This is a genomic window from Streptomyces sp. S07_1.15, from assembly GCF_020739505.1.
In the GTDB taxonomy this organism is placed as follows: domain Bacteria; phylum Actinomycetota; class Actinomycetes; order Streptomycetales; family Streptomycetaceae; genus Streptomyces; species Streptomyces xinghaiensis.
Genome location: NZ_JAJBZK010000001.1, coordinates 6231045 through 6253366, shown reverse-complemented (window position 1 = coordinate 6253366; position 22322 = coordinate 6231045). Strand labels below are relative to the sequence as shown.

20 protein-coding genes and 1 pseudogene are annotated in these 22322 nt (G+C 71.0%); 8 read left to right on the top strand and 13 right to left on the bottom strand.

The features are described from left to right. Window positions 1-22: 22 nt before the first annotated feature. Window positions 23-454, bottom strand: coding sequence for a hypothetical protein (locus tag LIX60_RS26820; RefSeq protein ID WP_227961389.1), 432 nt, complete (start codon window positions 452-454; stop codon window positions 23-25). A 501-nt stretch (window positions 455-955) separates the two neighbouring features. Here LIX60_RS26820 and LIX60_RS26815 point away from each other — a divergent pair. Continuing rightward, a complete protein-coding gene (locus LIX60_RS26815) occupies window positions 956-2008 on the top strand; it encodes a glucose 1-dehydrogenase (protein WP_227961387.1) in 1053 nt (350 codons plus the stop codon). Between the two features lie 265 nt (window positions 2009-2273). On the opposite strand, the gene LIX60_RS26810 is transcribed toward LIX60_RS26815, so the two are convergent. The 10 genes and pseudogenes from LIX60_RS26810 to LIX60_RS26765 form a co-directional block, all read right to left on the bottom strand. Beyond that, the gene (locus LIX60_RS26810) at window positions 2274-2690 is read right to left on the bottom strand and encodes a hypothetical protein (protein WP_227961385.1); all 417 of its coding nucleotides are present in this window, start codon (window positions 2688-2690) and stop codon (window positions 2274-2276) included. A 56-nt stretch (window positions 2691-2746) separates the two neighbouring features. Next, window positions 2747-2992 (bottom strand): annotated as a pseudogene (locus LIX60_RS26805) (hypothetical protein); the annotation flags it as partial. Between the two features lie 442 nt (window positions 2993-3434). Next, on the bottom strand, window positions 3435-4388 hold the full coding sequence (locus tag LIX60_RS26800; RefSeq protein ID WP_227961383.1) for a hypothetical protein: 954 nt from the start codon (window positions 4386-4388) through the stop codon (window positions 3435-3437). Between the two features lie 67 nt (window positions 4389-4455). Next, window positions 4456-4932, bottom strand: a complete 477-nt coding sequence (locus LIX60_RS26795) for a hypothetical protein (RefSeq protein ID WP_227961381.1) — start codon at window positions 4930-4932, stop codon at window positions 4456-4458. A 577-nt stretch (window positions 4933-5509) separates the two neighbouring features. Next, window positions 5510-7495 (bottom strand): pentapeptide repeat-containing protein, encoded by a 1986-nt coding sequence (locus LIX60_RS26790; RefSeq protein WP_227961379.1) that lies wholly within the window; start codon window positions 7493-7495, stop codon window positions 5510-5512. A 382-nt stretch (window positions 7496-7877) separates the two neighbouring features. Further along, window positions 7878-8591 (bottom strand): VOC family protein, encoded by a 714-nt coding sequence (locus tag LIX60_RS26785; protein ID WP_227961377.1) that lies wholly within the window; start codon window positions 8589-8591, stop codon window positions 7878-7880. Between the two features lie 308 nt (window positions 8592-8899). Then, entirely contained in the window at window positions 8900-9037 is a 138-nt protein-coding gene (locus LIX60_RS26780) for a hypothetical protein (RefSeq protein WP_227961375.1), read from the bottom strand. Continuing rightward, window positions 9018-9938 carry a hypothetical protein gene (locus tag LIX60_RS26775; protein ID WP_227961373.1) on the bottom strand — a complete coding sequence of 307 codons (921 nt, stop codon included), beginning with the start codon at window positions 9936-9938 and terminating at the stop codon, window positions 9018-9020. The genes LIX60_RS26780 and LIX60_RS26775 overlap by 20 nt, the downstream gene beginning before the upstream one ends. A 174-nt stretch (window positions 9939-10112) precedes the next feature. Further along, window positions 10113-10769, bottom strand: a complete 657-nt coding sequence (locus tag LIX60_RS26770; protein WP_227961371.1) for a bifunctional 2-polyprenyl-6-hydroxyphenol methylase/3-demethylubiquinol 3-O-methyltransferase UbiG — start codon at window positions 10767-10769, stop codon at window positions 10113-10115. 71 nt (window positions 10770-10840) lie between these two features. Further along, the gene (locus LIX60_RS26765; RefSeq protein ID WP_227961369.1) at window positions 10841-11341 is read right to left on the bottom strand and encodes a hypothetical protein; all 501 of its coding nucleotides are present in this window, start codon (window positions 11339-11341) and stop codon (window positions 10841-10843) included. Window positions 11342-11715: 374 nt separating this feature from the next. Here LIX60_RS26765 and LIX60_RS26760 point away from each other — a divergent pair, with 374 nt between their 5' ends. Next, window positions 11716-12468 (top strand): DUF6879 family protein, encoded by a 753-nt coding sequence (locus LIX60_RS26760; RefSeq protein ID WP_227961367.1) that lies wholly within the window; start codon window positions 11716-11718, stop codon window positions 12466-12468. Between the two features lie 10 nt (window positions 12469-12478). Further along, window positions 12479-13330 (top strand): helix-turn-helix transcriptional regulator, encoded by an 852-nt coding sequence (locus LIX60_RS26755; RefSeq protein ID WP_227961364.1) that lies wholly within the window; start codon window positions 12479-12481, stop codon window positions 13328-13330. Window positions 13331-13464: 134 nt separating this feature from the next. Here the strand turns inward: LIX60_RS26755 and LIX60_RS26750 are convergent, their stop codons facing one another. Further along, window positions 13465-13899: a hypothetical protein gene (locus tag LIX60_RS26750; RefSeq protein ID WP_227961362.1), complete on the bottom strand. Its 435-nt coding sequence runs from the start codon at window positions 13897-13899 to the stop codon at window positions 13465-13467. Window positions 13900-14341: 442 nt separating this feature from the next. On the opposite strand from LIX60_RS26750, the gene LIX60_RS26745 reads away from it, so the two are divergent. The 5 genes from LIX60_RS26745 to LIX60_RS26725 all read left to right on the top strand — a co-directional run bounded on the left by LIX60_RS26745 (window position 14342) and on the right by LIX60_RS26725 (window position 20301). Beyond that, entirely contained in the window at window positions 14342-15277 is a 936-nt protein-coding gene (locus LIX60_RS26745; RefSeq protein WP_227961360.1) for a helix-turn-helix transcriptional regulator, read from the top strand. Further along, window positions 15274-15465, top strand: coding sequence for a DUF397 domain-containing protein (locus LIX60_RS26740; protein WP_019708914.1), 192 nt, complete (start codon window positions 15274-15276; stop codon window positions 15463-15465). The genes LIX60_RS26745 and LIX60_RS26740 overlap by 4 nt, the downstream gene beginning before the upstream one ends. A gap of 7 nt (window positions 15466-15472) precedes the next feature. Continuing rightward, window positions 15473-15661 carry a DUF397 domain-containing protein gene (locus LIX60_RS26735; protein ID WP_227961358.1) on the top strand — a complete coding sequence of 63 codons (189 nt, stop codon included), beginning with the start codon at window positions 15473-15475 and terminating at the stop codon, window positions 15659-15661. 783 nt (window positions 15662-16444) lie between these two features. Beyond that, on the top strand, window positions 16445-18388 hold the full coding sequence (locus LIX60_RS26730) for a glycosyltransferase family 2 protein (RefSeq protein ID WP_227961356.1): 1944 nt from the start codon (window positions 16445-16447) through the stop codon (window positions 18386-18388). After that, complete coding sequence (locus LIX60_RS26725; protein WP_227961354.1) at window positions 18376-20301, top strand: kelch motif-containing protein; 1926 nt, start codon at window positions 18376-18378, stop codon at window positions 20299-20301. The genes LIX60_RS26730 and LIX60_RS26725 overlap by 13 nt, the downstream gene beginning before the upstream one ends. Window positions 20302-20372: 71 nt before the next feature. Here the strand turns inward: LIX60_RS26725 and LIX60_RS26720 are convergent, their stop codons facing one another. Next, window positions 20373-22205: a long-chain fatty acid--CoA ligase gene (locus LIX60_RS26720; RefSeq protein ID WP_227961352.1), complete on the bottom strand. Its 1833-nt coding sequence runs from the start codon at window positions 22203-22205 to the stop codon at window positions 20373-20375. Between the last annotated feature and the right edge of the window lie 117 nt (window positions 22206-22322).

The window sequence follows — 22322 nt, the reverse complement described above, 5'->3', positions numbered from 1 at the left end:
TGCGTTCCCGCAGGGGCACGGCTCAGACCGTGCTCGTCCCGCCGTCGATGCCGTTGGCGCCCGCGCCGTTGGCGCCCGCGTGCCGCAGCCGCTCGTTGTGCCAGGCGATGGCCCGTCGGAGCTCCGGCTCGTGCAGGCCGGTCCGGCGGCCGAGTTCCTCCAGGGTGAGCACGGGCCGGCCGGTGGTGAGAGCGCGGTTGACCTTCGCCGCCCAGAGTTCCTCCGGTACGAAGGGGCGGAGCCGGTATTCCTCACGGATCACCCCGAAGTGCTCCTCGCTGCAGGCAGTGACCGGGCGGAGGCCGTCGAACCACTGGCGACGGGGATGCGCGCAGGAGGAGTCCGGGACGTAGCCGCTCACCGCCTCGTCCTCCGGGAAGGTCCGCGCGCACAGATCGCACAGTTCCAGAGGGGCGGGGTCCACGCGGCGGCGGTCCTTCTTGCGCTTCCACATCTTCCACATCCTGACTCCAGGGTTGGCGGTACGGCGGGTCACCTCGTCGGCGGGCAGCGGCGAGCGGCCGGGCCGGGGCTCCGGCGGGTCCGGTGAACGCCGCTGCCGGGAGGGCCCCGGGCCACGGCCGGCGCGTCCCTGCGGCCGTCCTCGTGTGTACCCGGACCCGGGCGGCCGAAGCAGGGCCGCTACCGGGACCGCGCTCCGGGCCGGGGCCGGGACCGGGGAACGACCCGGTCGGCGCCGATCCGGAGCACCCCCGGTCCGTGGGGCCGGGCCAGCGGGCGGCTGTCGACTCGCGGCCCAGCCGACGGTCCGCAGCAGGGCCTCCGGCGGTTGCCAGCTGTCGGGGCGGGTGTGCTGGACGACGCCGGGCGCGTCGCTCATCAGGACCGGGCACGGCGAGACGGTGGCGTTCCGGACTCCCGGGGAGGTGTACCGGCCGCGTTCCGCGGTATCCGTTCGGGAAGCCGTACACCGGGTCTGGAGAGGAAGAGCAGCGTGCGCGCACTGACGGTCCGACCGGGTCACAGCGGTTCCCTCGCGGTGCGGGAGGTGGAGGAGCCGAGGCCGGCGCCGGGTGAACTCCTGGTCCGCGGCATCGCCCTAGGGGTGTGCGGCACGGACCGCGAGATCGCCGCCGGCGAGTACGGCCGGGCCCCCGGGGGCCGGGATCTGCTGGTGCTGGGCCACGAATCACTGGGCCGGGTCGAGGAGGCACCGGTCGGCAGCGCTTTCGCCGTCGGCGACCTGGTCGCGGGTGTGGTGCGGCGCCCGGACCCGGAACCGTGCGGCGCGTGTGCGCACGGCGAGTTCGACATGTGCCGCAACGGGCGCTACCGGGAACGCGGTATCAAGGAACTGGACGGCTACGGCGCCGGACTCTGGTGTGTGGAGGACGACTACGCCGTGGCGGTCGACGCGGATCTGGGTCTTGCGGGCGTCCTGCTGGAACCGGCCAGTGTCGTCGCCAAGGCGTGGGAGCAGATCGAGCGCGTGGGGGCCAGGGCCTGGTTCGAGCCCCGGCGTGTCCTGGTGACCGGCGCCGGCCCGATCGGTCTGCTGGCCGCCCTGCTCGGAATGCAGCGCGGGCTGGAGGTCCACGTCCTCGACCGGGTGACGGACGGACCGAAGCCCGGGCTGGTCCGCGATCTGGGGGCCACCTACCACAGCGGCGCGGTGGACGACGTGCTGTCAGCCGTGCGTCCGGACGTCGTCGTGGAGGCCACCGGTGCCGGACAGGTGGTGTTCGCCGCCATGCACGGCACCGCCGCCTACGGCGTGGTCTGTCTCACCGGCGTGTCACCCGCCGGACGCCGGCTGACCGTCGACGCCGGCACGGTGAACCGCGAGATCGTGCTGGAGAACGATGTCGTGGTGGGCTCCGTCAACGCCAATGGCCGGCACTTCCGGCAGGCGGCCGACGCCCTCGCACGGGCCGACACGGACTGGCTGCACCGGCTCATCACCCGCCGTCTGCCGCTCGACCGGGCGGCCGAGGCTCTGGAGCAGGGTCCGGACGACGTCAAGGTGGTGATCACGCTGGAGGAATGACGCCACCGGCCGGGCAGGAAGGCACGCCCACGCGGCTGCAGCGGAGGTTCGGCGGCCCGGGTCGGCTGTGCTTGCCCATGCGCTCGATGGTCTCCGGCGCGACCGTCGACGGCCGGGCGGTGGCGCAATCCTGCGTCCTCGTGCACCCCTCGCCGACGGCGGCTGTCCGTATGGCTGCGTCGCGTCGGTCAGAGCGGTGAACCGCGAGACCGCCAGTGCGCGGAGTCGACGCGGGCAGCGACGCCGTGGACGTCGCCGATGGACACTACGACCTGGCGATCTCTCGTCGGAGCTGGTGGGTGAAGCGGCGGAGGAGTTCCAGCGTCTCCCTGTGTTCGGCCTTGCGGTCGGCTCTGCCGTTGCTGGGCCGGGCCTTCCAGACCCGGCGTGCGAGGGCGTTGGCGAGATCGACGGTCTCGTCGGCGCACAGGAGGTAGAGGGCTGACCGCGCTTCCTGCATCCGGTCCGCCAACTCGTTGGCTCCCGGACCGTCGTCACCCAACTGTGTTTCACGAAGGTGGTCGAGCAGCGCCGATACAGCGGTGTTGAAGCCGATCCCGGCCTTGAGTTTCTGTTCGCGGAGCCACATGCGGTCCTGCCGGCGTGCGGTGAACCATGAACCGAACACGGCCCCCATGAGGCCGATACCGGCCCCGATGGCCACGGACAGGATGTTCTCCACGGTCGGCCCCCCTGGCACACAGAGGACACCAGGCTACCGAAGCCGTCTCGAGGGGGTCAGCGTTTGACGCGGCTGCGGATGGCCAGGACGGCCAAGCCGAGGAGGACGGGTTCGGCGAGGCGGGAGGCCATCTCGGTGTAGGTGCCGGCGGTGGTCAGGTCCTGGCCGGAGGAGCGGAAGACCACCGAGTTGATCACCACGCGCAGAGCCTTCTCGAACCGCTCGGTGGTGACCCGCTCCGGCCAGGGGCCGGTGGGGTTGACCGGGTCGGGGGTGTCAGTGGTCAGGGTGACCTCCTGCCCGATACGGCGACCTGGCGGCCGGCACGCAGACGTCGGACAGGGCGATGAGAAGCGGGGCTTATTCACCGACCTGAAGGAACACGAGTTCTGCGTCCTTGCGATCCCCTTGCGCGGGCGGCAACACCGCTACCCCACCACGGCACGCCCGGCCCCCGACGTCCAAGCCGAGGGCCGCTGCGGTAGGCGCCCGAGCCGTCTCCTCAGCGCTCCCGCGCGTACGTCACGATCCACGACACGGCGAGAGCGACCCCGAGAACCCCAACGCCGAGGATGCCAAGAGCCGTCCAGATCCCCTTGCCGTCCACCGCAGCGCGCACCCCACCAGCAAGCCCGCCGACGGCCATGCAGACGCCGAGGACCAACGCCCGCGAAGTCCGGGGTCTCAGCCAGTGCCCCACGCTCGGGCGGCGGCGATCAGGCGGCGGCGGGCCTGCGGAGTGCGTCATCGGTACCTCACCTTCCCCGGTGCTGCTGGAGCCTCCACAGAGGTATCGCCCGGCGCCTTCTTCGACGGGGTGTAGTAGAAGTCGATTCCCGTCGCCACCACGGCGACCGGTGCGCCGAATATCTTCCCACCGAACTTGCCGATCGTGTTGATGAAGGTAGGGCGGTGGTGTTTCCCTTTTACGTCGCTCAGGAGTGAACCCTTCTCGAGGTGCTTGCTGGCCTCCCCGGCGGCGAATGAGGGCGTGCCACCGATGAAGCCCTGGACCGCGCCGTTGAGGTCTCCGCGCAGGAGCGCCTCGCTCCCGCCCATCCAGGAGCGGTAACTGAGGAACTCGGCAACGGGCTTGACGGTACCGCTGCCCCACTTGCCGGGAGGCGCGTACTCCGTCGTGTCCAGCTTCGTGCGGGCTGCTTGCTCCATGCCCGTCTTCGCGTCCTTCAAGGAACCGTAGTGCGCGCTGCTGAACTCGTTCGGGTCCTTGGTGAGGTCCGCCAGACCCCAGGCGCAGAGCGCGTCCGCGTCGGCAGCGCGCTGGAGTAGGGCCTCCAGTCGACTGATGAGTGCGTCGACGTCTCCTTGGGCGGCATCGGAGCCCTCAGGGTGCGTGATGACCCCGTCCGGGGCGATTTTGAGGCCGTGGGGTGGATTCTGGTAGATCGCCTCGAGTTCGGACTGGGCCTTCGTCAGCTCCCTGTAGGCGCCCTTGAGCAGATTGGTGATGCTCTCGGCCTGGATCACCGCGTCCTGGAACTCGGCCGCCGTCCTGGTGACGAACGGCTTGGTGACGCCGGCGTTCTCACCTTTCCAAGCCGTCCCGTTCGTATAGGTCCTCATGTCGCCAGCGTCCTTGGCGAGTTCCTTGAGCTTCCCGACCATGGCGACCCAATCGTCGATCGCCGAGCCGAGTGGCTTCGTTTTCAGATGGAGAAGCTGCTGGAACACCAGCACCGGGCACCTCGCCTGAGCAGGAGGACGGAGAAGAGGAAGAAGGGGGTGGACGTGCACAGAGAGCAGTTCACATGATCGGTCCCTGTGCCTTCGGTACCGAAGGTCTGGCTTCGTCCTGGGGGACGACGTAGTAATCGGAGATCTTGGACGCGCTGATCCGGGTGGCGATCCATGCGTCTTCCTTCTTCCTCGACGTCTTCGAGTAGTCGAGGTGATTGGAGATGTGCGCGCAGGCGTCGAGCAGGGTTCCGACCTGCTTCGCCCACGCCTTGGACGCGGCGGTCAGCGCCTTGCCCATCTCCAGCCCGTCCGACCCCAGGCTCGTCCCGGCGGCCTCGCTCGCGGTCTGGGCGTGCTTGCCGTCAGCGCTCAGGTTGGTGTGCAACTGGTAGGCGAAGTCGCCGATCTTGCCGAGCTCGTCGTCGTGGATGACGAGGTCCGCGTCGGACGGTGCCGGGTGCGGGTCCATCGTGGACGCACCGTTCAGCTGTAGACGGGCGGCGGCCTCCGCTTTGAGACCGGCCCACTCTTCTGCGAAGGACATGAGCTTCCTGATGATCGCGATGGAGAGGCCGATGGCTGGTGAGCTGGTGCCACTGATGTGCAGTATGGGAACTACTGACCGATCCTAGTGCTACGACCGGAGATCTCTTGATGAGCCTCCAGCTGTGTCGTCGACCGGCATGATGCTGCGCATGACGGCTGAGTGGACACCAGAGTGGGGTGTCGAACTCTCGGGGCCGACTGTCGCATTGGGGTGTCCGTTCAACCGGCGGAGCCATGACGAGCGCTCGCCCAGCCCGTCGAGCGGCTGTCGGCGGAGCCGCCAAGGAAGAACCGGGTAACACTGTCGGAGGGGCCGGGCATGTCCGACCGCATGGTGCGCTGAGCGGTTGGGCATGGGACGCCGGGTCCCCGCATTCCTCCACGCTGTGCCATGTGGCCGCCGCGCTCCGCTCCCAGGCTCCTCCTCGCCGTCCCGCAGGCCGCGTCTTCTCCCGCCTCAGCCCCGTGCCCCGACCCGCGAGAAGTGACGAACGGGAGCCGCCGAAGCGGCCCTTGCGGCGGTCCCGGCCGAAGACGCGCAGATCATTCTCTGGGCGCCGCGGAGCCGGGCGGGGTCATCGTTTGACGCGGCTGCGGATGGCGAGGACGGCCAGGCCGAGGAGGACGGGTTCGGCGAGGCGGGAGGCCATCTCGGTGTAGGTGCCGGCGGTGGTGAGGTCCTGGCCGGAGGAGCGGAAGACCACCGAGTTGATCACCACGCGCAGCGCCTTCTCGAACCGCTCGGTGGTGACCCGTTCCGGCCAGGGGCCGGTGGGGTTGACCGGGTCCGGGGTGTCGGTGGTCCAGGTGACCTCCTGCCCCACGGCGACCTGGCGGCCGGTGGTGGTCGGCTTCGGGTCGTCCACCGGCAGCCCCCACAGCAGCAGCGCGAGCAAGGTGACTGCCATGGCCCCCAGCAGCCAGGCCAGGGCGCGGCCGGCCCGCAGCCCGTACCCCGACAGCACCCAGTACGCGGTCAGCAGCGCCCGCTCGCCCCGGGAGCGGGTGGTGTCGTGGCGGCGCGTCTCGGACTCGCCGTAGTAGAAGTCGGCGGCGTCCGGCTCGTTCTTGCCGTCCTCCAGCGACTTGCGCACCTGCCGGTACAGCGCGGCCAGCGCGGCCGGCTTCAGCACGGGGGTGTCCTCCCGGGGCGGGGGCGTCCACCCCCGGTCCGCGGTGGGGCGCGGGCGCCGGGCGCGCCAGTGGTGTTCCTCGGCCAGCGTGCTGCGCAGGCTCCACCACCTCGGGAGGAGCCGGTGCCGCCGGACGCCGGTGGGGGTGGTGGCGAAGGTGCACCAGCCGTCCACACGGAGCTGGTCGAGGTGAACCGCCCCCGCGAACCGGCAGGCGCTGAGGTCGATGTCGTTCAGCACCAGGTGCGCGGCGTCCACCCCGTCCAGGGAGGTCAGGCGGACACCGGGATCGCTGCCGGACAACGGCGTCTCGGGCAGCGAGTCGCCCCAGGAGGTGAAAGGTGTCGGTCGGGCGGCGACCGTCAGGGGGTACTCCAGGACCGCGTCAGTCAGGTCCACTTCGGCATGGCGCAGCCGCAGCGTAGCCGCCGAGGCCCACCGGGTACGGTCGCAGGTCACCACGCGGGCAGCGGCCTCCACCGTCACCGGCTCCCCGAACACTGCACCGTCCAACACGACCGCGCCACCGCACACCAGCGGACCCAGACGCGCCGCCGCCTCAAACCGGGCGCTGCGGAACCCGGCATCGCCGGAGAACGTCGCTCCACCAAACCCGGCATCGCCGGCAAACGTCACCCCACCGAACCCGGCATCGCCGGCAAACGTCACCCCACCAAACCCGGCATCGCCAGTGAACGTCACTCCACCAAACTTGGCATCGCCGGAGAACGTCGCCTCGCCAAACCCGGCATCGCCGGAGAAGACCACCCTGCCGAACCCGGCATCGCCGGCAAACATCACCCCACCGAACCCGGCACGGCCGGAGAACGTCGCTCCACCAAACCCGGCATCGCCGGAGAAGACCACCCTGCTGAACACGGCATCGCCGGAGAAGACCACCCTGCTGAACACGGCATCGCCGCAGAACGTCGCCTTGCCAAACCCAGCATCGTCGGAGAACGTCGCCTCATAGAACCCGGCGCGGCCGGAGAACGTCACCCTGCCGAACCCGACGCGGCCGGAGAACGTCGCTCCCCCGAACACGGCATCGCCAGTAAACGTCGCTCCCCCGAACACGGCGCGGCCGGAGAACGTCGCTCCCCCGAACACGGCGCGGCCGGTGAACGTCACCCTGGCGAACACGGCATCGCCGGAGAACGTCGCTCCGCCGAACCCAGCGCGGCCGGACGTGGCCCTGCCGAACACGGCATCGCCGGAGAACGTCGCCTTGGTGAACCAGGCATTGCCGAGGCGAGGGTGTCCGGTGGTGGCGGCGCGGTCGGCCTCGGTCAGGTGAGCCAGGCACGCGGTGCGGTCGGGGATGCGGCGCCCACGGCAGCCAACCGGGTCCCCCGCGGTGGCGCCGTGGGCGCAGTGCGGCCAGTCGGGCGGAGTGGTGGACGGTGGGTCGGGCGTCGCGGAGCTCATGCCCAGAGGACGGCCGGGCGCAGCCGGGAGTTGCATGCACTGTGCAGGCAAGAGCGGAGCACCGTCCTGTGCGAGGTTCCACGGACGTTCGAGCCGTCCGCCGTTGGTCCGATGGAGCCGCCGACGCCCTACGGGGACCGTGTCCCGGGCACGGTGCTGGCCCCTCCCCCGCCGCCCATCCGACACATGGCTGGCAGCGGGAGCCACCGCAGGAGCCCCGCTTTCCCTTTCCACCGGGCCGCAGAGTCCGCGGACCGAGTGGTTCCTCATTGGGCAGTTCGCCGGGACTTGAGCCGCCGCTTCGGTGAACCAGGGGCAGGCCCGGGCCTCTTCCCCACCCCTGCGGCACCAACCGCCCACCGCGGCCCGCGCGGTGACGGCCTCAGCGGTGCGTGAGTACGCGGAACTCGTTGCCGTCCAGGTCGGCCAGCGGTACCGCGCCGTCCCCGCCCGGGGCGTGGTCGAGGCGCTTCGCGCCGAGGGAGAGCAGCCGTTCGACCTCCGCCTGCTGGTCGCCGTCCGGCGCGAGTTCGAGGTGCAGGTCCTTGCCGGGGTCCGGCAGGAGGGGCGGGCCGCCCCATGTGATCTTCGTGCCGCCGTCCGGCGACTGGACGGCGGTCTCCTCGTCCTGGTCCCAGACCAGCGGCCAGCCCAGCGCCTCGCTCCAGAAGTAGCCCACGGCCTGCGAACCGTCGCAGGCGAGCGCTCCGAGGACGCCGCAGCCGGCGAGGAACTTGTTGCCCGGCTCCAGGACGCAGAACTCGTTGTCCTCGGGGTCGGCCAGCACTACATGGGGGGTGTCCGGTCCCTGGCCGATGTCGGCGTGGTGCGCGCCCAGTTCGAGCGCCCGGGCCACGGTCTCCCGCTGGTCCTCCGTGGAGGAACTGGTCAGGTCGAAGTGCAGCCGGTTCTGGGCGGTCTTCCGGGCCGGGGAGGGCCGGAAGCCGAGGCGGTAACCGGCGTCGTTCCCGGACAGCAGGGCGATGCCGTCGTCAGCATCGTCGGCTCTCTCCAGGCCGAGGAGGCCGGACCAGAAGCGGGCCAGGCGTTCGGGCTGGTGCGCGTCGAAGGTGATTGCGAAGAGTCGGCTGCTCATTGCGCCACGCATCCTCGGTCCGTCGGGTGCCGGCTGCCGGCGGGGCGCCAAGTCAGCCCTCCGCGCGAGGATATGGGCGGGCCGGTCTCGACGGCAGCCGGTTTTCCGCACCCGAGCGGGAAGCCGCTGACGAACCTCCCCACCCCGCCCCCGGCCCCGGTGGCCCGAGCGCCGGCCCACCCGTAGCCCGGCCTCGGCCTTCTCCGAGCCGGAGCCACACCCGGTCCGGCCCTGCCGGGTGAACGGATCGCGCCCGGTCCCCGCAGCGTCACCCCTCCGGCGAACGCTGCGGGTTGCGAACAGCAGGCTCAGGTCCGCAGTGACGTGATGCCGTAGTGGGCGAGCTCGCGGTCGTCCAGGCGTGCGGTCGCTTCGGTGAGGACGCCGGTGGCGGGGTCGACGGTGAAGCGGCATTCCGCGTCCTCGTCAGGTGCCCAGCAGCTCATGGGGAACGTCCTCATCGGCCGGACCGTTCGCGGCCACCGTCGTCCCGTCCGTACCGGGAGGGATATCGACCCGCCACAGGTGGGAGACGATCCGCGCGGGCGTCAGCATCTCCGCCAGCCGTGCGATCACGAAGCGGCTGTTGTGCGGGTCTGGATCGTCGCCCATGACGACGGTCCGTTCGCCGTCACCGGCGCGCTCGACGGTGACGGTCCACCTGCGTTCCCCGGGCTCCGGAACCGGCTGCGGGTCATCGGCGATCCGGCCCATGGCCTCGCTGTGAACGGTGACCCGGGCTGTCGCGTCCAGCGGCTCCAGCAGCGTCGCGGCCATGCGGCCGAGCGCCCAGGCGGCGTCCCCGGCCTCGCCCCGGTCCGGACGGCACCAGCCGCGCGTACCGAACGGACCGTCACCTTCGGGTACGGGCACCGGGCCGGCCAGACCGTCGACGCGGGCGTGAGAGACCGGCGCGCCGGGCCGCGTGGTCGCCGCTTCGAGGAGGAATCCGGTGGCCGTGTCCACCACGAGGCGCGCGGAGGCGGCCCCGGGCGGGCACCAGGGGCTGTCCGGGTCCGCCCACACCGGGTGGGGTGCGACGTCCAGCACCACGCAGGGCCGCCCCAGCACGGTGCCGTGCCGTGCCGAGGCCGTGCCGATGTCCCGGATCAGCGACGCCGGGTCGAACAGCGCGGCCACTCGCGGATCGCCGCCCTCCGCCTCCCGGAGCCGCGCGCTGGAGCCGCTCACCTCGACGGTGCGGGCGCCCTCGTCGTCCGTGCAGACGACCCGCGCCTCGAACGGTGTGTCCTCGGCCAGGGCCGCACCCATTCTGGCGAGGGTCCACACTGCCAGCCGTCGCCCTTCGTCGGGGGACGGCGTGCCCAGCCAGTCGGAAGCTGCCATGAGATCCGTTTCTCCCTCGGTCCGCCCGGAGGACACCCACTGCACGTACAGCAGACGGTAGGGGTGCCGGTGCATTGCTGTGGCGGTGACCTCCATGGTGTACCGCCCGTGACGTCCCCGAGTGGTGCGGCGGTTCTGGAGATGCATCCGCACCCTTGACCGCACGGCCCCTCCTCACGGAGCGACCGCCCGCACAAGGAGTGTCCCGATGTGCCCGGGGTGCGGCGCGTCGATGACCCGTGCGTCGGCCGTGGCGAACCCGGCCCGGGTGAGCAGGCGTTCCCAGACGGCCGGGCGGTAGCTGTAGCGGTAGGTGAACATCGCCTTTCCGGCGAAGCCGCCCTTGTACATGCCCTGTGGCCCGTACGCGCCGGGGATGGCCGGCGGCTGCGAGAACGCGAAGACGCCACCGGGCCCGAGCCGCCTGCGGACGAGAGGGAAGAGAAGGCCCGGGTCGGCGAACCAGGCGGCTCCGAAGATCGAGTAGACCGCGTCGTACATCTCCTCGTGCCCGCTCAGGTACTCCAGCACTTCGGAGCACACGAACTCCGCGCCGGTACCGGCCCACTTGGTGGTGGTCTTCTCCACCATGACCGGAGACAGATCGACGCCGCGGGCGGCGATGCCCTGCCGGGCGAGGTGGGCGAGGGCGCGGCCGGTGCCGCAGCCGATCTCCAGCACGGAGCGCGGGTTTCCCAGGAGCTCCGGGCCGGGCCCGTGGCCGGCGTACTGGGTCCAGCAGAAGCCAGGCTCCGCGTCTTCCTTGAAGGCGGAGGCGGCGAAGGTGTCCCACAGCTCCGTCTCGGCGGCGATGTCGTGGTGTGCGGGCAAGGCGATTCCTCTTCGCAGGGGGGCGGCCCCTGTCCTCCGGGGACCGAGGGCAGGGGCCAGGGTGGGACCGTTCAGTGACTGTCGGGGACCTTGTTGTCGCACGGCGAGCATTCCGCGCCGTCGATTGCCCACAGCTCCTCGTCGACAGCGAAGCCGATGGACGCCAGGAAGTCCGCCGTGCGCAGGCACAGGCCGTCGCGGCGGCGTTCGATGAACGGGGCGTGGTGCTTGTAACGGCCCTCGTTGTACACGTCGCAGAGGGCCCACCACACCGGCGTGTCGAGGATGAGCTGGTGAACGCCGATGTCGACGAGCTTGCCGACTCCGAGGTGGACCTCCGGATGCTCCATACAGCCGATGGTGTACATGACGGCGTTGCCGAGGATGCGCTCCGCCATGTCGCGGACCATCGTGTGGTCGCGCAGCAGCAGGGATACCTCGCGGTCCCAGAGGCTCATGCCGCTGTCCAGCACGTTGACCGTCAGGTGCTGGATGCGGGGCTGGACGGCGTTGAGGAGTTGCTTCGGGTCCCGTGTCCGGGTGTCGGCGGGCCGGTCGAGTGTGACGGTCATGTACTGCTCCTTCGGAATGGTCGTCGGGTCGCGTGTCGTGCCTTGCCGATGCGGGACCGTCCCACCTGTCGGCCCCTCCTGGGCCGGGTGCGGCACGGACGCCTTGCACCTCCCGCCTCAGCGAGGCTTCTGGTTCACCTGGCTGGAACGATCGGCTTGGGCAGAGCCCGGGGCCGTTGCCCACGCGGCAGACGTGGCCATGAACAAGACGCTAGACGCCAGGTGTTGGCCGCCGGTACGCTGTTTTCTCGAATTTGCTCGACGCGCAGCCAAGATTTCTGGTGTTTTCTCCTGAACCCTGCCGGTCCTCGTAGTGCCGGGCCGGACACCCCGGCCATGCTGAGGGGGTCAAACCCGCAGAAGGGAGAGCCTCCATGGTTCGTCGGTTGCGCTTCGCCGGCACGGACAGCAAGGTCAACGGTTGCCCCGCCCTCCACACGGACGAAGGCACCGGCGAGATCATCGTTCAGGGCACGCCCGTCACCGACCCCGACGACCTCGCACAGCTCCGGCACTTCGGAGCCGGCGAGGCAGCGGTGGCCGTGCCGCGCGAACTGCTCGTGAACTGGGGACCGAAGGAGTTGGAGCGGGTGCCGGAACGCGTGGACCAGGCCGGCTTCAGCCGCCTGTTCGAGACCTTCGAGCACACCGCCTGGCGGCTGGAGACCCGGCGCGGCTATGCGTCGGACCGGCAGGACCCCGACTTCCAGGCATTCCTGGCCACCGGCTCGTCGCCCTGCGACCGCGACGAACCCTGGTTCAGCACCATCAAGGCCCAGACGGACGCCGGCAAGACGGTCGGCCGGGTCCGCATCGCCGATGACCCGCCCACCGAGGGACAGCTGTTCCTGCTCGACTACGCCCGGCACAACGCCGCCTTCGGCGAGGACATCCGGTACCTCTGGCGCGAGGACGCCCTGCGGGCCGGCCTGCCCGCCGAGGACTTCTGGATCTTCGATTCACGCCTGGTCGCCCTGCTGCGCTTCGACGACGAGGACAACCTGCTCGACGTCGAGCTGATCACCGAACCGGCCGAGGTCGTGCGCTACGCCATCGTCCGCGACGCGGCGATGCACCACGCGATCCCGCGCGACCGATTCGCCGCGCAGGTGGCCTCAACCGAATAGCGCGTGAACGGTGAGCACGGACTACCAGCAGGCACGGGCGGCATTGGGAGCGCGGCTGCGCGAACTCCGTTTTACATGCCCCGGTGGCCGGCTCACCGGTCAACAGCTCGCGCGGCGGCTCGGCTGGCCGGGCTCCAAGGTCAGCAAGCTGGAGAACGGCAGGCAGACGGCCACTCCCGAGGACCTGAGGGCGTGGGCGGCCGCGACGGGGCAGCCGGAGGCGTACCCCGAACTCGCCGCCCGGCTGGCCGGTTTCGAGTCGCACATCAGATCATGGCGACGAGCGCTGGCGAACGGCTTCAAGCACCTGCACGAAGGGCTGAGCGCCGAAATCGACCGCACCTCGGAGATGTGGGTCTGGGAGGAGTCGGTGATCCCCGGACTCCTGCAGACCCCGGAGTACGCCCGGCACGTCATCCAGCGATACGCCGAACTGTTGGGCGGAGCCGGCGACATCGAGGCGGCCGTCCGCTCCCGGGTGCAGCGCCAGGAGTGGCTGTACCGGTCCGGCCGCAAGCTGCACGTGCTGGTCTGGGAGGCCGCGTTGCGGTCGCTGATCTGCCCGCCCTCGGTGCTGGCGAGCCAACTCGACCGCCTGAGCGGCGTGATCGGCATGGACACGGTGGAGCTGGGGATCATCCCCTTCACGGCGCCCGTCAAGATCGTGCCGGCCAACGGCTTCTGGGTGCTCGACGACCGGCTGGTCGTCGCCGAGGACTGGCACGCCGAACTGTGGCTGGACGATGCTGACAACATCGCCTTGTACATGAAGGTCTGGAAGACCCTCGGCGAGTCGGCCGTGCACGGGGCCGAGGCCCGCAACGTCATCAACTCGGCACGCCGGGCCCTATACCCGCGTTGACGCCGCCGCTGTGCGCGTGGGCGGGCGCGGTCAGCGTTTGAGACGGCTGCGGATCGCCAGGACCACCACGACCGCCACGCCGAGGGCGGCGGCCCCGGCCGGGCCGTCGGCGGCGGCGAGCTCACGGCGCCTGCTCAAGTAGCGCACGTCGTGCCCTTGTTCCCGGTCCGGCGTTGGATGACGGCCAGGAGCACGGCGTAGGCCAGGCAGAGGAGCGCCAGGGCGGGGAGCGCGACCAGGGCCGGGTTCACCCAGGACGGGACCAGGTCGTACCCCGCGTGGCACTTGTTGTGCAGCGGGAACCACCGCGTGTACTCCTCGAAGTTCGCGCTGCGGTACGCCCGGTCGGGGGTCTGGCCTGCCTTGTGGCAGCCCTCCTCGGGGTCCAGTGACCCCAGGGGGGCGAGGGAGCCGATGAGGTAGGTGACACCGGCTCCCATCAGGAGGAACACCGCGTTCCAGATGAACCAGGCGGGGCTGCGCCGCCACGTGCCCAGGAACAGCGGACGGCTCCAGAACCACACTGCGGTCGTGAGGGCGAGGCAGATGAGGACGAGGGTGACGACCATGGGGCAACTCTGCCAGTTCCCCGCGTCCTTCCGGACTGCTGCCGCCCGCTGCGCGACCTGCTCGGGGTGGACGGCCGGGTTCTGCCGGTACTGGGCGGCCGGGCAGTCCCGAGTACGCTCCGTGATGTGGTGGGCAGTACCCCGGGGACGCGGCTCGGTCGGCGACGGGCGGCCGGGCGCGTGGGTGGAGCGGGGAGCGGGCGGCGGGCGGTCGCTCAAATCTACTGGTAGCGCGCCCACTTCGGGCTCGCGCCCTGCTTGCGGTGCCGGTACGACGGTCCCGTGCGGACGGGTGTGTGCGCCGGGGCCCGTACAGAATCCGTACGCGGCGTGCGCGTACGGGCACGCAGGGTGGACAGCGCGCGAAAAGGTCCGTCACGCTGAGTGGTGAGCACGAGGGCCGTGGGGAGGTTCGCGGTCCGGTACGGAGAGAGGGCGGCGGATGGACATCGTCGAAGGGGGCCCGGCCGCTGCGGCCGGGCACGAGGCGGAAACGGAAGCCGGAGGGGAAGCCGGGGGCGAAGGCGTCGGCCTGCCGCAGCAGGGGCCGGCCGGGGAGTGGGAGCGGGAACCGTGTCCCTCGGACAGCCTGCGGACGTTCGGCGCGTTCGTGCAGGCGCTGCGCGAGCACGCGGGGCTCAGCCGCGCGGATCTCGGCGTCCGGGTGCACTTCTCCAAGCACACCGTCGAGTCGGTGGAGTTGGGGCGCCGTATGCCGGACCCGAGGTTCGTGGAGCGGGCGGAGGAAGCGCTCGGCAACACCGGCGCCCTCCGGAAGGCCGCCCGGCACCTCACCCGGGGCGAGCCCGGGCTCGCGGCCTGGTTCCGGCGCTGGGCGCGGCTTGAGCGGGAGGCGGTGAGCTTGTGTACGTACGAAAACCGGCTCGTGCCAGGGCTGTTGCAGTCTGAGACGTACGCGCGGGCGGTCATCGAGGGCACGATCCCGCTGCGGACCGACGAGCACCTGGAAGCGCAGCTCACTGCCCGGATGGAACGGCAGCAGATGATGCGGGAGCGGCCGACTGTGCCGTTCAGCTTCATCGTCGAAGAGCACGTGTTCTGGCGGCAGTTCGGCGACGCGGAGGCCATGCGCCGGCTGCTGGATCACGTCCTTGAGCTGAGCGCCCCGCGCAACGTGACGCTTCAGGTGGTGCCGCTGGAGGCAGGGCTGCACGCGTGCTTGGACGGGCCGGTGCGAATCTTGGAGACTCCGGCGGGGCAGCGGCTCGGCTACTCCGAGGGTCAGCAGAACGGACGGCTCATCTCCGACCGGAAAGAGGTGAGCCTGCTCTGCAATCGCTATGAAACACTGCGCTCGCAGGCCCTGAGCCCAACAGAATCCCGGGCCCTGCTGGAGCGACTGCGAGGAGAGCGATGAACAGCGGTAAGACGGAACTCGCCTGGTTCAAGTCCAGCTACAGCGGCAGCCAGGGCGACGACTGCGTGGAGGTGGCGATCGCTGAACAAGCCGTCCACGTAAGGGACTCCAAGGACACGACCCGCCCGGCCTTCACCGTCGGCCGCGAGGAGTGGGCATCGTTCCTCGGGTTCGCGTCAGGGCGGTGAGCGGCTGATGCGCGGCGAGACGGACCTCGCCTGGTTCAAGTCCAGCTACAGCGGAAGCCAGGGCGACAGCTGCGTAGAGGTCGCGATCGCCGAACAGACCGTCCACGTAAGGGACTCCAAGGACACGACCCGCCCGGCCTTCACCGTCGCCCCCGAGGGATGGGCCTCGTTCGTGGAGTTCGCGTCAGGGCGCTGAGCAGTTGATGTGCCGTTCGCCGCCCGGGATGCCGGATCGGCGGACGGCACACTTTTTGGCGGTACCCGTGCCTCATGCCTCGTCGTCCGGGGCGTAGCCAAGGACCGGCACGCTTGATGCAGCGGGCCCCGAGGTCGCGGACGGCCGTGGGCCACGGCTTCTGCGCGGCCTTCGCCGCGGAACTCCTCGCCGCGGAGTTCCGCGGCCGCTTTCTTGCCACCCGCACGCGCAGGCCTGCGGACGCACCCCGCGCCCTACACCCCGCACCGCGCCCCCTTCGGGCGGGCGCTCCCGGTTTTCTGACGGTCCGGCCTCTCCCAGCCTTCTGACGGTCCGATCGGTCCCTCCCTCCCGGCGGCGGGCAGCGGAGGACCACACACGGCAGGCCCCGCCCCGTGCGGGGCCGTGGGCCGGCACCGGCGACTGCCACCCGTATGGCTTTCGCTCTCCCGGATGCCACGGACTTGCGCCCGACCCCCCGTTTCCCCGGGTCCGGCACGCGCAGCGGGGCCGTCTCCCGCGGCCATCCGTGCGGGCCCCACGCCCCGCGCCGCACCCTGTCCGCCGTGGGATTCCGGGGATTCACGAGAGCGCGGCCGCAGCCGCCCGGGTCCACCCCGGCGTTCTCCAGGGTCATTATCATGGCGCGCCGAACATCACATTTCCGCAGGAATCCGGCAGGTGATTGTTACCTTCTCATCTCGGTCGATGACATGAAAATTCTAGGCCGTCCGGGTCATCGCCCCTCGATTTCCTTCCAGTCAGTCCCACGGGAGTGCCCCGATGGCGTCACCGAATTCCGTAACCCAGAAGGCCGGGGAGCAGCCTGCCGCCGATTCCCCTCCGGCCTACGATTACGAGCGGTACAGCAGACTCGCGGGACCGCTCCACGACCCGGAAGAGGAAGAAAAGCCGTACCGGGTGGCGTACCGCAGCCTGCTGGCGCAGGAACCGCACCGGATCCGCGCCACCCTGCTGCTCTGCGCCGCCCCCCTGTTCTCCGCGCTGCTGCTGTTCTGGCTGCTCCAGCCGGCGCACTGGGTACACCGCCCGTACGTCTCCGGCTGGGAATCCGCCGCGGACACCACGATGCTCGTCTCGATCGGCCTCATCGAGTTCTTCCGGCTGTGCACGGTCTTCTCGAACGCCCACGCGACGCTCGTCGCCCGCGACCCCGTGCCGGTCACCCCCGAGCCCGGTACCCGGGTCGCCTTCCTGACCTCGTTCGTGCCCGGCAAGGAACCGATCGAGATGGTCACCAGGACCCTGGAGGCCGCCGTCCGCATCCGGCACCGCGGCACCGTGCACGTCTGGCTCCTCGACGAGGGCGACGACCCGGCGGCCAAGGCCGTCTGCGCCCGCCTCGGCGTCCGCCACTTCACCCGCAAGGGCGTGGAGAAGTGGAACCGGTCCACCGGCCCGCACCGCGCCCGGACCAAGCACGGCAACTACAACGCCTGGCTGGACGCCCACGGCGGGGACTACGACTTCTTCGCCTCCGTCGACACCGACCACGTACCACTCCCCAACTACCTGGAGCGCATGCTCGGCTTCTTCCGCGATCCGGACGTCGCCTTCGTCATCGGCCCCCAGGTGTACGGGAATTACGACACCGCCGTCACCAAGGCCGCGGAAAGCCAGCAATTCCTCTTCCACGCGCTCATCCAGCGGGCCGGGAACGCCTATGGCTCCCCCATGTTCGTCGGCACCTCCAACGCCGTCCGCATCAAGGCCATCCAGGGAATCGGCGGCCTCTACGACTCCATCACCGAGGACATGGCGACCGGTTTCGAGATCCACCGGGCCAGGAATCCGGAGACCGGGCGGAAATGGCGCTCCGTCTACACCCCCGACGTACTCGCCGTCGGTGAGGGACCGGCCGCCTGGACGGATTTCTTCACCCAGCAGCTCCGCTGGTCGCGGGGCACCTACGAGACCATCCTCAAGCAGTTCTGGAAGGCCCCGTTCTCCCTTCCGCCGGGCCGGCTGCTCAATTACACGCTGATGGTCGTCTACTACCCGATGACGGCGCTCAACTGGCTTCTCGCCGCTCTGAGCTGCCTGCTCTTCCTCGTCGTCGGCGCGTCCGGGCTGCACGTCCCCGCGGAGATCTGGCTGATGCTGTACAGCGACGCGGCGGCCCTGCAGATCGGGCTCTACATCTGGAACCGGCGGCACAACGTCTCCCCGCACGAACCGGAGGGGTCCGGCGGACTCGCCGGCATGGCGATGTCCGCCCTCTCCGCGCCCATCTACGCCAAGTCGCTGGTCGACGCCGTGCTGCGCCGCAAGAGTTCCTTCGTGGTGACGCCCAAGGGCGACTCGGCCAGCCCCGACCGGCTCGCCACCTTCCGGATCCATCTCTTCTGGGCCGCGGTCTTCGGCGGCTCGGTGGTGGCCGCCCTCTTCCTGGGCCATCTGCACGCCGCCATAACGGCCTGGGCCCTGCTCGCCCTGGCCCTGTGCCTCGCCCCCGTGCTCGTCTGGGCGGCCGGCGGGCGGCGCAGGCGGAGCACGGTCGCCGCGGTCCCCGCCGTCCCCGCGGCCCGGGCGGACTCCTCCGCCAGACCGGTGGGGGCGGACTCCGCCCGCCGCGACCCGGCCCGCTCCCCCGCCGTCCCCGCCGTCGTCCCCGCCGCGTCGACGGCCTCCCCCGCGGCCGCGCCGACGGCCGCGTCCCCGAAGCGTGACACCCCCGCAGAGAAGGACCCGCTGTGCGCCATCTGATCAGCCCCCGTTTCCGCACCACGGCCCTCGGCGCGGCCGCGTTCCTCACCCTGGCCGGGCTCAACGCCCCCGCCGCCATCAGCTACGCCGAGCGCACCTACCACGCCTACAAGATCGAACAGCCGGAGTACAAGGCGCGGTACGGCCACTGGGACCTGCTCGGCGTCCCGGAGAAGTACCGGGTCAACGCCATCCACGCGGCGCTGCTGCACACCGGCAAGGTGCTGCTGATCGCCGGGTCCGGCAACAACGAGAAGATGTTCAAGGCGGGCACCTTCAAGACGCTGCTGTGGGACCCGGAGAAGAACACCTTCCGGCTGATTCCCACCCCCGAGGACCTGTTCTGCTCGGGCCACGCCCAGCTCCCCAGCGGGAAGCTGCTGGTGGCCGGCGGCACCGCCCGCTACGAGGTCCTGGAGGGCAAGGTCGAACGCGCGGGCGGCGGAATGCTCGTCAAGAACGAGGACCCGGACCGGCCGCACCACTTCCCCCGCGGCACCGTCTTCCGTTCCCCGGACGGCAAGCAGTACCGCACCACCCGGGCGTTCGAACTCCCCGCCGCCGAGAAGAAGAAGCGCAAGGGCGGCAAGGTCACCGTCACGGCGAGCGAGGAGCGGGTCTTCGTCGAGGCCGTGCGGAAGGGCCGGAGCCAGGTCACCCGGCGCCCCGCGCAGTACTCCGTCGACGGGCTGAAGGGCGCGGACCGGCGGAACGTCTACGGTCTCGCGCAGTCCCTCACCCTGGACAAGCAGGACTACCACGGCCTGGACGTCGCCTACGAGTTCGACCCCCTGGCCGAGCGGTATCTGCCGGTCGACCCGATGGCGGAGGCCCGCTGGTACCCCACCCTGACCACCCTCAAGGACGGCCGGGTCCTCGCCGTCTCCGGTCTGGACGAGATCGGCCAGGTCGTCCCCGGCAAGAACGAGGTCTTCGATCCGGAGACGCGGACCTGGTCGCCCGCGCCGGAACGTTACTTCCCCACCTATCCGGCGCTCTTCCTGACCCGCGGCGGAGACCTGTTCTACTCGGGCTCCAACGCCGGCTACGGCCCCGCCGACAAGGGCCGCGCGCCCGGGCTGTGGAACGTGGAGAAGAACACCTTCCGCCCGGTGCCCGGCCTCGCCGACCAGGACCAGCTGGAGACCTCGGCCTCGGTGCTGCTGCCGCCCGCCCAGGAGCAGAAGGTGATGGTGCTCGGTGGCGGGGGCGTCGGCGAGTCGCCGAAGTCCACCGCGCGCACCGCCGTCGCGGACCTGGCGCGGAAGGACCCCCGCTTCACCCCGGGGCCCGACCTGCCGCAGGGCACCCGCTATCTCTCCAGCGTGCTGCTGCCGGACGACACCGTCTTCACCACCGGCGGTTCGGAGGACTACCGCGGCAAGGGCGAGAGCGACATCCACAAGGCGCAGTTCTACCTCCCGGAGAAGAACGCGTTCCGGCCCGCCGCGTCCCCGGTGGTGGGCCGCAACTACCACTCCGAGGCGCTGCTGCTGCCCGACGGGCGGGTGGCCACCTTCGGCTCCGACCCGCTCTACGCCGACCCGGAGAACAACCAGCCGGGCACCTTCGAACAGCGCGTCGAGATCTTCTCCCCGCCGTATCTCCACCGGGGCGAGCGGCCGCGGATCACCGGCGGGCCGGACGAGGCCGAGCGCGGCGACACGGCCGTCTTCACCGTCGAGTCCGCCCGGCGCGCGGCCCGGGCCCGGCTGATGCGGCCGAGCGCCGTCACCCACACCACGGATGTCGAGCAGCGCTCCGTCGAGCTGGGCCTGGAGCGGCGGCGCGGCGGGCGGCTGGCGCTGACGGTGCCGGAGGACCCGACGCTGGTGCCGCGCGGCTGGTACATGCTCTTCGTGACGGACTCCGCGGGTGTGCCCTCGAAGGCCCACTGGGTGCACATCCGCTGACGGACCGCCCGGCCGCCGTCCCCCTCCGCCGGCGGCCGGGCCCGCCGGCCCGCAAGGGCCCGGGCCCTCGCTCACCGGGAGTACAGCTCGGCGATCTCGGCCGCGTACGCCTTGACGATGGCGCCCCGGCGGAGCTTCAGGGAGGGGGTCAGCAGGCCGCCGCGGACGCTGAAGTCGTGCGGCAGAACGCGGAAGGCGCGGATGGACTCGCTGCGGGAGACGGCGGTGTTGGCGCGGGACACCGCGCGCTGGATCTCCTCCTGCAGCTCGGCGTGGCGCACCACCACCCGCAGGTCCATGGGCTGCTGGAAGCGGAGCCGCTGCCAGTGGCCCACGGCCTCCGGGTCCAGGGTGATCAGGGCCGCGATGAACGGCCGGTTGTCGCCGACCACCAGGCAGCGCGAGATCAGCGGGTGCGCGCGGAGCCGTTCCTCCAGGATGAGCGGGGAGACGCTCTTGCCGCCGCTGGTGACGATGATGTCCTTCTTGCGCCCGGTGAGGTGGAGATAGCCGTCCTCGTCGAGGTGGCCGATGTCGCCGGTGGCCAGCCAGCCCTCGTGCAGCACCTCCTCGGTGCCCTCCCGGTCGTCGAGGTACCCGGCGAAGACGTTGTCCCCGCGCACCCAGATCTCGCCGTCCTCCGCGATGTGCACGGCGCATCCGGGCAGCGGGCGGCCGACGGTGCCGAACTTGGGGCGGCCGATCGGGTGGCCGGTGACGGCGGCCGCCGTCTCGGTGAGGCCGTAGCCGTCGTAGATGGTGACGCCGGCCCCCGCGAAGACCAGGCCGAGCTCCCGGGAGAGCGGTGATCCGCCGGAGACGGCGTGCCGCACCCGGCCCCCGAGCACCGCGCGCAGCCGGGCGTAGACGGTGCGGTCGTGCAGGGCGTGCTGAACGCGCAGCGCGGGCCCCGGTCCGGCGCCGCGGAGCAGGGAGCGCCGTTCGGCGGCCTCGGCGTAGCGCATGGCGATGTCCACGGCGTGGTCGAACGCCTCCAGTTTCTGGGCCTGTTCGGCCTGCCGGCGGGCGGTGCGGTAGATCCGTTCGAAGACGTACGGCACGGCGAAGAGGAAGGTGGGCCGGAAGGAGGCGAGGGCGGGGAGGAGCTCCTCGGAGCACGGGTCCGGCTGGTGGCCGAGGCGGACGCCGTGGCGCTGGCAGGCCACCTGCACCATCAGCCCGTAGACGTGGGAGAGCGGGAGGAACGCGAGGACGGCGGGCTGTTCGCCCGGTTCGGCGAGGAGTTCGCGCCAGCCCTCGATGAGGGTGTCGCACTCGAAGGCCAGGTTGGCGTGGGTGATCACGCAGCCCCGGGGGCGGCCGGTGGTTCCGGAGGTGTAGGTGATGGTGGCCGCCGAGCCGGGGCTGACCCCGGCGCGCATCCGGTGCACCAGGGCGTCGGGGATGCCTCGGCCCAGGGCGGACAGTTCCTGGACGCAGCCCTCGTCGAGCTGCCAGATGCGGCGCAGCCGGGGGAGGTCGTCGCAGATGGCGCCGACGGTCATCGCCTCGTCGGCGTGTTCGACGACGACGGCGGAGGCGCGGGTGTCGGAGAGGATCCAGTGCACCTGCTCGGCGGAGGAGGTCGGGTAGACGGGGACGAGCTGGGCGCCGATGGACCAGAGGGCGTAGGAGAAGAGGGTCCATTCGTAGCGGGTGCGGGACATCACGGCGATGCGGTCGCCGGGCCGGACGCCGTCCGCGATCAGCCCCTTGGCCAGGGCCGTCACCTCGCTGCGGAAGCCGAGGGCCGTGACGGGGAGCCAGCGGATGCCGCCGGGGCCGTCCTCGCGCCGGGAGAACTGCACCCGGTCCGGGGCCCTTTCGGCGATCTCGTACACGGAATCCGCGAGACCTCCCGTACGGAGCTTCTGCACCAGGGGCGGAAGGCTGAGTTCGCGCACCGCGTCACCTCTCTCGAACCCGTACCCGCCGCGGCGGGGCCGTCGGCGAGCGCAAGTTACCGTTCGGAATCCTCAACTGCCTAGGGGTGGCCCGGTGTTCAACACTCGAAAGAGTGA